Annotated in this window: 9 protein-coding genes; all 9 read right to left on the bottom strand. The window is 34.4% G+C overall.

All coding sequences use genetic code 11. From position 1 onward, the window contains the following. Positions 1 to 26 precede the first annotated feature (26 nt). The 9 genes from E0F76_RS13730 to E0F76_RS13690 all read right to left on the bottom strand — a co-directional run bounded on the left by E0F76_RS13730 (position 27) and on the right by E0F76_RS13690 (position 12,523). On the bottom strand, positions 27 to 689 hold the full coding sequence (locus tag E0F76_RS13730; protein WP_132007145.1) for a GDSL-type esterase/lipase family protein: 663 nt from the start codon (positions 687 to 689) through the stop codon (positions 27 to 29). Between the two features lie 396 nt (positions 690 to 1,085). Continuing rightward, positions 1,086 to 3,314, bottom strand: coding sequence for a glycoside hydrolase family 3 N-terminal domain-containing protein (locus E0F76_RS13725; RefSeq protein WP_132007142.1), 2,229 nt, complete (start codon positions 3,312 to 3,314; stop codon positions 1,086 to 1,088). Between the two features lie 53 nt (positions 3,315 to 3,367). Continuing rightward, positions 3,368 to 5,128 (bottom strand): cellulase family glycosylhydrolase, encoded by a 1,761-nt coding sequence (locus E0F76_RS13720; RefSeq protein ID WP_132007139.1) that lies wholly within the window; start codon positions 5,126 to 5,128, stop codon positions 3,368 to 3,370. A 15-nt stretch (positions 5,129 to 5,143) separates the two neighbouring features. Then, entirely contained in the window at positions 5,144 to 6,601 is a 1,458-nt protein-coding gene (locus E0F76_RS13715) for a glycoside hydrolase family 30 protein (RefSeq protein WP_132007136.1), read from the bottom strand. 254 nt (positions 6,602 to 6,855) lie between these two features. Beyond that, the gene (locus tag E0F76_RS13710; protein ID WP_220398927.1) at positions 6,856 to 8,307 is read right to left on the bottom strand and encodes a glycoside hydrolase family 30 protein; all 1,452 of its coding nucleotides are present in this window, start codon (positions 8,305 to 8,307) and stop codon (positions 6,856 to 6,858) included. A gap of 7 nt (positions 8,308 to 8,314) precedes the next feature. Then, complete coding sequence (locus E0F76_RS13705) at positions 8,315 to 9,148, bottom strand: endonuclease/exonuclease/phosphatase family protein (RefSeq protein WP_181954046.1); 834 nt, start codon at positions 9,146 to 9,148, stop codon at positions 8,315 to 8,317. 155 nt (positions 9,149 to 9,303) lie between these two features. Continuing rightward, positions 9,304 to 10,401: a glycoside hydrolase family 16 protein gene (locus E0F76_RS13700; RefSeq protein ID WP_132007133.1), complete on the bottom strand. Its 1,098-nt coding sequence runs from the start codon at positions 10,399 to 10,401 to the stop codon at positions 9,304 to 9,306. A 72-nt stretch (positions 10,402 to 10,473) separates the two neighbouring features. After that, positions 10,474 to 11,418 (bottom strand): hypothetical protein, encoded by a 945-nt coding sequence (locus E0F76_RS13695; protein ID WP_132007130.1) that lies wholly within the window; start codon positions 11,416 to 11,418, stop codon positions 10,474 to 10,476. 7 nt (positions 11,419 to 11,425) lie between these two features. Continuing rightward, positions 11,426 to 12,523, bottom strand: a complete 1,098-nt coding sequence (locus E0F76_RS13690; RefSeq protein WP_132007127.1) for a hypothetical protein — start codon at positions 12,521 to 12,523, stop codon at positions 11,426 to 11,428. Positions 12,524 to 12,539 lie beyond the last annotated feature (16 nt).

The following is a 12,539-nucleotide window of genomic DNA, read 5'->3' as shown; positions in this document are numbered from 1 at the left end:
ATGCTAGTTTTACAAATTTTAATTATTTAAAATTTCAAATTTGGGGCTATTTCTTTTTTCCAAATTTCATACCCTTTTGGATTCATATGCAAGCTGTCTTTTAAAAAAATAATGCCCATAGGCTTTCCTTTTTCATCCAACATTTTATCCCAGATATTGATAAAAACAGTATTCTTTTCGCTTTTTAAAAATGTCTCGATTCTGCGATTCCCATCCATCATCTTATCTTTCAAATGCCAACGGGATGGGCTTGGTTTCATGGAAACATAAGCAACAAATACATCTGGATATTTATGTTTAATTATTTCAAAAAGCACCAGAAACCTATTATATACAGTTTCCCCTGTAACTTTATCGTCATTAGCAATGTCATTTTCCCCACAATAGATTACTATTTGTTTGGGATGATATGGATTTAAAATGTCATTCTTATATTCAATTAAATTCAACAAGGTTGAACCTCCGAAAGCCCTATTTGTTATGGAATGATTAGGGAAATATTCTTGAACATCTTTCCAATAAGTAAAAGAGGAACTCCCTATAAACAAAATTCTTTGTTGGATTGGACTATTTTGCTGATCAATTGTTTTGAATTTCTGAATATCCTCCCAATATGGCTTATCCTTTACTTTGCATCCAACAAATGAAAACAATAACAACAAAAACAGTATTCTAACTTTAATGTTCATTTTTATATTGATTAAATTAACTATCCACCTTTATTTTTTTCGTAAAATCTTTTAAAACAGAAAATGCTTTCTTCTATAGAAGGTTGTAACTCGATTAAAAACATTAGCAATTAGTGCTAGTAAAAAAACAAAAAAAACGGGAATATTACTAATAAAATGTTATCTAAAAATTCAAAATAGGCATATTTCAAATTTACTTAAAAAACCATAAACACACTCAGGGTGGGAGATCCAGATTGATCTCTTGAAATCATATTTTCTGGAATTCAATATAAAAACAGTGAAAATTCGAGGCAAATGGACTATTTTATATTCCTATACTCATAAATAGTTTATTGCAAAAAGCAGGATGTTCTTATTCTTTCCATAGCAATTGTAACTATTTATCCAAAAAAGTTAATTTACTAATTCGAAGCTGTCGTTCAAACGAATATCTTCAGAAGAAGAACCAATCATCAAATCAAAATCTCCCGGTTCTGAAATGAATTCTAATTTATCATTGTAAAAAGATAATTTTTGGTTGTCAATCACAAATTTCACTGTTTTTGTTTCCCCTACATTTAGTTTAATTTTTTCGAAGCCTTTTAATTCTTTTATGGGTCTAACTACAGATCCAACTTTATCTCGCAAATACAATTGTACCACTTCGTCACCGGAATACTTTCCTGTATTGGTAATATTTACCCTAACTTCCATGGTCTCATTATTTTTCATCTTCTTTTTAGATAATTTCAAATCGGAATAGTTAAAAGATGTGTAACTTAATCCATAACCAAAAGGGAATTTCGGACTATTTGACAAATCAATATATGAAGAAGTATAATTTAAATCCATATCGTTTTTCGCCGGCCTTCCTGTATTGAAATGATTATAATAAATTGGGATTTGACCTACTTCCCTAGGGAAAGTCATTGGTAATTTTGCACTTGGATTCACATCACCAAATAAAACATCGGCGATTGAGTTTCCTGCTTCGGTTCCCAACCACCATGTATAAAGTATAGCAGGCACATTATCCGCAGTATAATTAAAAATCAGTGGTCGTCCCGTGTTGATCAAAACAACTACTGGTTTCCCCGTGGCTTGAATGGCTTTTACTAATTCTTCCTGAACACCTGGAATATGTATATCACTTCGACTTTTAGCCTCCCCACTCATGTCTCTTTTTTCTCCAATACTCATAATTACAACATCGGCTTGTTTGGCCATTTCTATGGCTTCAGCAAAACCCTCTTTATTATCACCTTCGATTTCACAACCTTTAGCATAAAGTAATTTAGTGTCTTTTCCTATTTTATTTTGTAAACCATCCCATTGTGAAACCACCAATTTATCATAATCAACTCCAGGTAAATCTACATCCCAAAAACCCATATTTTGTTTGTATTCTTTAACCAAAGGTCCAATAAAAGCTATCCTTTTAATATTCTTTGAAAGAGGTAATAAATTGTTTTCGTTTTTTAATAAAACGATGCTTTTCGCTCCTATTTCTCTTGCTGCTTTTGTATGTTCAGGATTATTTAGCGCCGCTTTTTCTCGTTCTGGATTGCAAAAACGGTAAGGATCATCAAATAATCCTAACTCAAATTTCTTTCGCAAAATTCTTTTAACAGCATCATCAACTAATTTTATGTCTATCCTTTTTTCTTTTAATAAAGCTTCCAAATTATTTTTGTAGCATCTGCTTTCCATATCCATGTCGCTTCCGGCAGTGATAGCAAGATATGCTGCTTCTTTTCCGTCTTTTGCATAACCGTGATTTTGCATTTCGCCAATGGAACCCCAATCCGAAACCACAAATCCTTTAAAACCCCATTTCCCTTTTAAAATGTCCCTTTGTAAATATTTATTTCCTGTGGCAGGAATTCCATTCAAGTCATTAAAAGAATTCATAAAAGTAGCAGCACCCGCATCAAGAGCGGCTTTGAACGGAGGAAGATAAACTTCCCAAAGCATCCTTTCGCTCATGTCTACCGAATTGTAATCCCTTCCTCCAACAGCTGCACCATAAGCTGCAAAATGTTTGACGCAAGCCATAACAGCATCGGTTTCTCCCAATTTATTTCCTTGAAAACCTTTTACTCTTGCATAAGCGATTTTAGAACCTAAATACGGATCTTCACCAGCTCCTTCCATTACGCGTCCCCAACGAGGATCACGGGAAATATCAACCATAGGCGCAAATGTCCAATGAATTCCAGAAGCCGAAGCTTCGATAGCGGCAATTCTTGCGCTTTGTTCTATGGCTGCCAAATCCCAACTTGCAGCTTCTCCCAGCGGTATGGGAAATGTTGTTTTAAAACCATGAATTACGTCTTGACCAAATAACAACGGGATTTTTAAACGAGATTCCATGGCGATATTTTGCCAACTCCTTGTACGTTCTGTTCCAAGACAATTCAACAATGAACCCACTTGTCCCTTACGGATTTGACTGGCTTTGTCATTGTCAACCGTTATTGGACCAGTAGCTTTCAAGTCATCATTGTATTGATTAAGTTGTCCTATTTTTTCTTCAAGTGTCATTAGCTTTAGTAAAGCATCCACTTTTTGATCTATTGTTTTTTGTTGTGAAAAGGCAAAAAAGAATGTTAATAAAAGTGTTGTAGTTACTATTTTTTTCATATGTGTTAGGTGTAGTTTCTTATTGTCTAATTATACTCTTACAAATCAATTATCTATTTTTTCGGTCCTTTTACCTGCGCATTCTTGAATTCCAAATAATTTAAATCAAAATTCCCTTTTTTGAAATGAACCTTCACTTTATTAATTCCTTGTTTTAAAGCCACATTTTTTAAAGTTACAGTTTTCCATACTATTGCATCAGCCGAAAAAGGAATCGAAATAGTTTTTGAAATTTTTCCGTTTTCATCTTCCAAATACAATTTACCTCCAGCAACTGCATTTGAATACCTTATATCGACATCAAATTCGTTATCAGAATTTAAATCAATAGTAAATTGCAGCCATTCATTGTCATCTATAAAACAGACATTAAACCCATTGGTAATGGTATCATTACACGATTTAATATCAACTCCATCATTTCGCATAGCAGCGCCTTTGTTCCATTTAGTAAATGCCGTTCCATTATAATTCGCAACCACATTATCAAAATAAGCGTAACCATTTTGACCTAAATCATATTCGGTAGCAAAAATAATTCCGGGCAATGAATGTTTTTTATACATTTTGGTTTCAGTAGTTTGAACTTGTCTAAACATAGCATCAATTACATCCCGTTTTATGGTAACATTTTCTAATTTGTAATTTTCTGCTATTTGCGTTAAGGCTGCTTTTGCGAAATCCGAGCTAGGTTTCTCCCCTCCTTTTTTCCAATATTGAAGTAGTTTTTCGTATTCGGGTGTTGTTGCAACTGACGTTATTCCAGCAATATTATCGATTTTTTTCATTGGCCAAAATGCCCAACCAATGTTATTGGATTCGGCTAATGATATTACGTCCTTAAACCATACATTTGAGTTCTCTCCTGTTTCTCCCAACCAAATTGGCACATTGTATTGGGTTCTCATATCCATGAATTTCTGTATGGATTCTGTGTTATTTGGATTCCAATATTTATGAAAACTCAAGGCTATATTTTCATCCCAAAGTGGTGGCATTCCGTTATAGTTGTTACCCCAGCAATTTCCTTCAATAAAAATTAAATGATTCGCATCAACTTCTCGAATGGCTTTTGTAATTCGAGTTTGCAACTCCCACAAAGGGGCATTTGAAGTTTCATCACAACCATTTTTATTTTTCCCATCAAAGTTCCAGTTGGGTTCATTGATGATGTCATACCCTCCAATCCAAGGGCTGTCTTTATAACGCAATGCAATTTTTACCCACAGTGCTACCATTTTATCCTGATTGGCAGTACTTTCCCATAGGGAAGGTTTTAAAGGGTCATAATCCGATATATTGGCGTCGCGTCCTTGACCTCCTGGAGCTCCGTGCAAGTCTAAAATTAAATATATTTTATTTGCAGCGCACCAATTCAATAAATCATCTGTCATTTTGAATCCCTCTTCTAGCCAAGTGTTTTGACTTAAATCCTTCTCTAGTTCGATGGGCAAAGTGTAGAGATTAAAATGCATTGGTAATCGAATGGAATTAAATCCCCAAGCGGCTAGAGAGTCAATATCTTTTTTCGTTATTCCATTTGATTTATAAGCGTTGTAGAATTCTTCGGTGTTTTTGGCTCCAATTAATTCTGTTATTTTTTGTTTGATTACATGCTGTGGTCCAATGTTTGTTGAATCGGCAGTTTTTAGCATATAGCCTTCTTGAATCATCCACCCACCTAATCCTAACCCTCTTAGAATAACATTATACCCGCTTCCATTCACTATTTTTTGTCCATTTCTATGTAAAAAACCCTGACCAAAAGAGGAAAGTGAAAGAAAAAAAAGGAATATATAAAGATGTCTTTTCATGATTTATTATAAAACTTAATACACAAGCGTTTGAATAGCATGAGGCAATATAGAAACCTCAGTCGCATTAGTACCTACACATAAAGAATAAGTTACTTTTTTACCACTCAGATTCATAACAACGGTAACCACTTTCCCGTTTGGATTTATAAATGAGGTAGAAATTAAATTGCTGCGACTTGAAACACTGCTAATTCTTTTGGCGTTTTTATCGATAAATTTGGAAAAATGACCAATGAAATAATACGACGGCGTATAGATTAATTCCCCTGTTTTTAAATCTCCATGAATGGGTGCAAAACAAAAATTACCCACATGATTTGGCCCTCCATTTTCATCCAAAAGTATATTCCAATCCGTCCAACCCACAGTTCCATTATTGAAATCATTAATCATTGATTTACCATAACGTTCTCCATTTTTCCATAGTTGGTATTTTTCAGCATTAAATCGCTCGTTACATCCTTCCGTAAATAGCAAATTTTTATCAGGATACATCTTATGAACTACATCCACATTTCCGAACATTGGTTCTCCTCCACTCCAGTTTTCATACCAATGAAAACCAACTCCCCACACATATTTATTGGCTTCTGGATCATCCAGAATAACACTTGCTCGTTGCGTCATAAGGTCTCTATTATGATCCCAAACAGTTATTTTTTTATCTCCAAGTCCAGCCTTTTTTAAAGTAGGTCCAAGATAGTTTTTAAGAAAATCACGTTCCTCTTCGGCAGTATAAATGCAAGACTCCCATATTTGAAGAGCCATTGGTTCATTTTGAATCGTTAATCCCCAAATCGGAATTCCTGCTTTTTCATAGGCGTTAATAAACTTTACATAATAATTTGCCCAAGTTTGATAGAATTCCGGCAATAATTTACCGCCATGGAGCATATCTTTATTGTCTTTCATAAAAGCTGGCGGACTCCAAGGAGTGGCGTACAAAATTGCTTTTCCAGCTGCGGTTTCCATTGCTTTTTTTATTAATGGAATTCTATATTTTTTGTCATGTTCGATGTTAAAAGATTTCAATTCCTTATCCCCCTCAGTAATATAAGTATAACTACTCGGACCAAAATCACTGCTGTGAATAGTTGTTCTAATCAATGTATAACCAATTCCTTTGTCTTTACTAAAATATGCATTAAGTACTTCTTGTTGCTTTTCTACTGATAATTTTGCAAAAACTTCAGCACTAGCATCTGTAATGGCTCCTCCAATTCCTAAAAAAGTTTGATAGGTTTTGTTTGGATCCACAAATACACAAGTTTGAGTTTCCATAGGTTGCTTTAACACTGAAAATTTCAAATTGTCTGTGTTTGTTAATCTTAAACTAGTGCTGTCAGCGGAGGTATAAACATGAACTACTTTGTCTTTTGTAGAAAAAGGTATCGGTATTGTTTTCTTTTTTTGTTGAGAGAATGCACTAGTTGTGATTAGTAGCATCAGGGAAAAGATTGTAGCTTTCATGTTATTTTAATTTTTTATTAATGATAAAATTATATGTTATTTTATTTGTTTCAGTACAATTAAGTATTCCTGTTTTTCTACTACTTATTTTATACATTCAAGCTTGAACGCTTAATTATACTTGGTTTTTTTTCCATAAAAACACCCACAAATAGTGTATTATCTTTTGGGATAGTTTATTAGTGTTATTGAAAAAATTTTGCTTCCATAATTTGTAATGCTTTTATGGTTTGCTAATTTATTTTTCTTGGTTCTTAAAAGACATAGGTTCCAACTGCTCCTCCGTCTAATGAAGTATTGAACCATCGTCCATTATATTTTATATTGAATATTGCACTAGCGTTTCCGTCATTGACAACTAGAACGGTTATCTTTCCGTTTGGCGTTTTAAAAGCCACACTATTAATATTCCCTTGGGTCGTGCTAGCAATTCTTGTGGATCCAGATGGAACAAATTTTGAGGCGTGAGCTATAATGTAATAAGCCACATTTCTAACAAAACTTTCCGAGCTATTGATGGTAATTGCTCCTTTACATTGAGTACAACCGCCTGTAGTATGAGGACCAAAAGAGGAATCATTAGCTAAATTCCATTCCAATGCAACTTTACTCCAATTGCGCATAGAACCGATAACTACATTTTTGGAATGCCATTTTAAATCCTCACTAAAACTACCGACCGAAGAAGTCCATTGTTCTGTGAAATACACATTTTTATTTGGAAACGTATTGTGAACTGTTGATAAGACACCAATATCACCACCATACAAATGAAAGGCTGAACCATCTATATAAGGATTGGCATCAGTATCGCTTAAAACTGAAATGGGGTAATCTGGCCGATCACAATTATGGTCATAAATAATTATTTTGGTTTTAATATTTGCTGTTTGAAATGCTGGACCTAGGCTATTTTTTATAAAAGTGGCTTGTTGCGAGGCCGTCATTACCATACTTGGATTATTTCCACCATGTAGCGGTTCGTTTTGCGGACAAATTGCATCAATGGCAATTCCTTCTGTTTTCATTTTCTGAATGTATTTTACAAAATACTGTGCGTACGCAGCATAATATTGGGGTTGTAAACTTCCTCCAATAGTACTATTATTGTCTTTCATCCACACGGGTGCTGACCAAGGCACTGCCAAAAATTTTATATTGGGGTTGATCAGTAAAATTTCTTTCAAAATTGGAATTAAATGAGTCATATCAGGACTCATACTAAAATTAGTCAATTTAACATCCGTTTGCCCACTTGGCATATCGTCATAAGAAAAAGTAGTGGCATCTAAATCGGATGCAGCAATACTTAACCTTAGATAACTTACGGATATGGCATTGCTTTCAGAACCAAATAATTCCTTTAATAATTCTTGTTTTTTTGCAGTCGTCATTTGATTGATTACTTGTGCACTTCCACCTGTCAAGGTAAATCCAAAGCCATCAACGGTTTGAAAACTTTGCGTATCATCCACTTCAATACTTGGATAAGCATTGTAAGTAGTGCCAAAGACAATAACACTTGATTGCTTTTGAAGCAATACTGATTGATCTCCTTTTGTCAACCAAAAATCGACTTCATTGGTAGGAACTGGTGTCGGTGTTGGAGTTGGTTCTGAAGCATTATTTGAAGAAGAGCAATTCGTCGCAAAGCTCGTTAGTATCGCTAAAAGTAAAATTTTCATTATTGATTGTATATTGTTCATTTCTGTTTTATTTATAACTAATTTCAACATAAACTGGCAAATGATCCGATGGATATCTCAACTCTTTGGAGTCACTTAAAACAGCATATTTATTAACTTGAAGACTACTGTTTTTTGAAATAAAAATATAATCTATCAAGTCAGTAACAGCTTCATTATGTTTAAATCCATTGAAGGTGCCAGATGGACCAAAAGGTTTTACTTTCGAAATATCACGTGTATCGTTCATCTCTTTTTTTAGCGCAACAATTCTATCATCTGTAGGTTTAGAATTAAAGTCACCCATAAAAACAACAGGATATTTTTTGGTGTTTAAGGCTTCCATTTTTGAAAGAATGAGTTGAATTCCGTTTGTTCTGGCCAATTCTCCTATATGATCCAAATGGGTGTTAAAAACCCAAAATATTTTTTTTGTTTTTACATCTTTAAATAATCCATAAGTACACACTCTATTGAAAGCGGCATCCCAACCTCTGGATATTTTATCGGGTGTTTCTGAAAGCCAAAATGTATTGGTTTCTAAAACTTTAAAACGTTCCTTTTTATAATATATAGATGAAGACTCTCCTTTTCCATTACCCTCTCTTCCGATTCCGATGTTGTCATATTGAGGAAGGGCTATAGCTATATCATTTACTTGATTCGGTTTCGATTCTTGAACTCCAAAAATGTCTGGTTCGTAAAATTGCATTTGCTCAGAAAAAAAATCTTTTCGATGCGTCCAATCATTTTCACCATCACCATCAATATCTAATCGTACGTTATACGTCATCAACTTTAAGGATTGTGCATTTCCAAAAAAAAGAGTCAATGCTGTAATTAAAGTCAATATATATTTCATTTTAGAATTATTTTTAATATTAATATTCGAAATAAATGGACTATAATACCAATCAATTATTTTCAATTAATCATCGTATTAGATGAAAGTTTTCACCATTGCTTCCTCATGATAAAAAGGAAGCAATTAATGAAAACCCAACTAACCAAAACCTATTAATTATATACTCTAACGTAATCAATTTCGAAAGTAGATGACGCAAAGTTTGGATCAATTGCCCCACCAAAGTCTCCACCTATAGCACAATTAAAAATCAGGAAAAAATTCTGATTAAAAGGCAAACTAGATGTATTTACAAAAGTTTTAAACAATTGATTGTCTACATAAAATTTAATGGCATCCGCTCTCCAGTCAATACTATAAATATGAAAATCGGTTGTAGCTGTAGATACAGTTAGAGTTGTAGAATCGGCATTGCCTCCAGAATGACCGGTATAATGTAGGGTGCCAAAAATTTTATTAAGTTGATTTCCCACATGTTCCATCATGTCGATTTCACCACAAGCTGGCCAAGGAGTAGTGCTAATATTGTCTCCCAACATCCATAAAGCGGGCCAAGTTCCTCCACCTGATGGTAATTTTGCTCTCATTTCGACTTTACCATATTTAAAAGAAAATTTACCTTTGGTAAGCAGCCTTGCAGAAGTATAATTACTCCCTTGATAGTTTTCTTTTTTAATAATAATTTTCAATACGCCTCCTTGAATGATAACATTATCGGCTCTATTGGTGTAATTTTGGGCTTCATTGTTTCCCCAACCACCTCCACCTACATCGTATCCCCATTTAGAATTATTGGGTGCTCCATCGATGTTAAATTCATCTGACCAAACAGTTGTCGGAGCAACATATACATTTATAGTAATAGATGTGCTAATAAAATTGGCTCCATTATAAGCAGAAACAAATACCTTAAAATTAGTTGTACCCGATGTGGTATAAGTATAGGAGTACACTCCACTAGAGACATCCTGAGTAACACCATCTCCAAGTGCAATTTTATAGGATGTTGCATTTGTAGCGTTAAAATTAAAATTCACTGTTCCGCTACCATCACCATTTGGATTCTGTGTACTTGTACCAAAAACTTGTGCAGTAAGCACAAGATTAGAAGGTGTTGTTACCGTTGATCCTCCCCCTGAACCACCGTCTGAGCTACAAGAAATCAAACCAAAAGCAAAAACGATTAAAGAACTCAACAAGATAGTCGTTCGCCAAGTATTTAATTTAGTGACATTGGTGTTTTGTATCATTTGAATATTATTTTTAATTAAGAAAAAAAAGACCCAGAACCAAAATAGTATTCTGGGTCTTCTTAAAAAAATTTATAGTGCTGGTTTTAGTTTCAAATACCAAGCATTTCCTGTTTCGGTACCTTGTACTCTTAGATACATATATGTAGGTGTAACAACCATGATTTCATACGCTTTTAGCGTGGCACCATATCCAATAAAAGTGTTAGTGCCCGATAATTTTATGGCTACTTGAGTCGAAGGCGTAGATGCTGCAATACCCGTTGATGAACCCGAAAAAACAAAATCTGATGTCCCGCCAGCATAAGGATAACAGCCTTCATCACCTGTAGCTGGAATACCCGGAAGTCCACCTGCTAAAGCACCGGTCTTGGTGAAAATACCATCAGGTGAAGCAACTGTAAGAGTATAAGTTCCCGTAGCTGCCACTTTAGCAAATGTGAATTTTGTAGTGTATAGACAATTGCAACAAGCTGCTTTTTCATTGATAGCGGCAGCATACCATTCTGGCGTTACCGAACCACTCCAAGGCCCAACGCCTAAATGTCCAGCTACACTTTTATCTACAACCCAGCTTTTAGAGGAATTGTTTGTTACATTAGTAACAATTACTGGATCTGGTGTAAAATCATATCGTACTGTAATATCTTTAGTAAGGTTTGTCGATGTGCCACCAATTCCTGAAACTACAACAGTCACTTTATATGTATTTATACCAGTAGCCGAATCAAAAGTTTTTGTAACTGAATTACTAGGAAGTATAACCCATTCAACAGCATTGTTAGCGTCATAATCAATTTTACTTCCAAGTATATTGTCTCCTGTAATGCTGATCTTTACTTGTCCAGTACCATTTCCATTAGGATGAGTAGCATCCTTACCAACAACTTCTGTATTGATCACAATATTCGTTGGAGCTTTTAATTCTCCTAGAGAGTACGTTTCTTCTGTGCAGCTTGTAACAAGAAAAAAGAGCAAGAAAAAAGCACCAATTATGTATTTTATATTTGTTTTCATATCTATATTAATTAGTTAGTTTGAAATTATCCACATAGAAAACTTCCTGAGACCCATTCTGCGAATCATTAAAACGCAACACGAGTTGACCAAATTTAGTTCCTGCTGGAATACCTGAAATACCACTGAAATCGAATGTTAATTCTTCCCAAGCACCTGAGGTTGTAAATGGCATTTTTACAATTGCAACACCATTTGCAGGAGTTCCTCCTATAGCTGCCTCTAATTCAATATTCAATTTTTTCCCAATATTAGCAGCACTTGGATTATATACCATCACTTTGATTTTTTTTCCGTAAGCAAAATTTATCGGAATATTTAATGGGCTATACGTTCCACTCCAAGAAGCGTGACCATTGGTATATTTTCCAACTTTAGCACTAGTATTAATTCCTGTTTTACTAGGGTTATCGACAGTAGAAAATAACTGTTGTCCAATATCATCAAAAGTCCCAAAGAAATCTACATCGGCAGTTTCAAAATCAATTGGCAAATCAAATAATGTTTTAGTTGCAGCAGTTTTTGCTACACCTCCACTCAAAGCTTCTACTTTAAGTGTATATGGAGTTGATCCTGAAGCAGGATAAATATGTGCTGGCAATTCTTGACCTATAGCCATTGGAGTACCAACTTCATTCGCCACATCACCATAATACACCAAAAATGATTTAGCATATAATGCTACTGCTTTCACTTTCATTTCTCCTGAAATAGTTATCGTTACATTTTCTGGAGCTCTATAGGTAACGACTAATGGTGCTGTAGAGGTTGTTTTATGTCCAGCAATATCAGTAGCAACAATCGAAACAGTATAAGATCCTTCTGGATACACATGCGAAGTGCTTGCTCCCGGAACAACCACAGCAGAAGCTGCAGCACCAGTGCCATGTCCATAATTGACTGTATATGAAGTTACCCCTTCGCCAGTTGGTGTTATTTTCACTATTCCTGAATTATCCGTACTAATGTCAAAAATTTTAGAAATGTTTCCTGAAACTGCAGTATTCAAAAAAGAAGTATCTTGATCGATTCCGTCTGGAATACTACAACTTATTGTAACAGCTAGTAACAAAACAAAGCTGAAAATTAATTTTATATTTTTCATATTATTAATATTATTA

Origin of the sequence: Flavobacterium cellulosilyticum (assembly GCF_004349355.1) — a bacterium.
GTDB classification, from domain to species: domain Bacteria; phylum Bacteroidota; class Bacteroidia; order Flavobacteriales; family Flavobacteriaceae; genus Flavobacterium; species Flavobacterium cellulosilyticum.
This window is presented reverse-complemented; position numbering and strand designations above follow the sequence as displayed.

Bases quoted from the DNA above. Each gene is read 5' to 3' on its own strand.
- E0F76_RS13700 (WP_132007133.1), bottom strand. From the start codon at position 10,401: ATGATACAAAACACCAATGTCACTAAATTAAATACTTGGCGAACGACT.
- E0F76_RS13690 (WP_132007127.1), bottom strand. From the start codon at position 12,523: ATGAAAAATATAAAATTAATTTTCAGCTTTGTTTTGTTACTAGCTGTT.
- E0F76_RS13695 (WP_132007130.1), bottom strand. From the start codon at position 11,418: ATGAAAACAAATATAAAATACATAATTGGTGCTTTTTTCTTGCTCTTT.
- E0F76_RS13715 (WP_132007136.1), bottom strand. From the start codon at position 6,601: ATGAAAGCTACAATCTTTTCCCTGATGCTACTAATCACAACTAGTGCA.
- E0F76_RS13710 (WP_220398927.1), bottom strand. From the start codon at position 8,307: ATGAACAATATACAATCAATAATGAAAATTTTACTTTTAGCGATACTA.
- E0F76_RS13730 (WP_132007145.1), bottom strand. From the start codon at position 689: ATGAACATTAAAGTTAGAATACTGTTTTTGTTGTTATTGTTTTCATTT.
- E0F76_RS13705 (WP_181954046.1), bottom strand. From the start codon at position 9,148: ATGAAATATATATTGACTTTAATTACAGCATTGACTCTTTTTTTTGGA.
- E0F76_RS13720 (WP_132007139.1), bottom strand. From the start codon at position 5,128: ATGAAAAGACATCTTTATATATTCCTTTTTTTTCTTTCACTTTCCTCT.
- E0F76_RS13725 (WP_132007142.1), bottom strand. From the start codon at position 3,314: ATGAAAAAAATAGTAACTACAACACTTTTATTAACATTCTTTTTTGCC.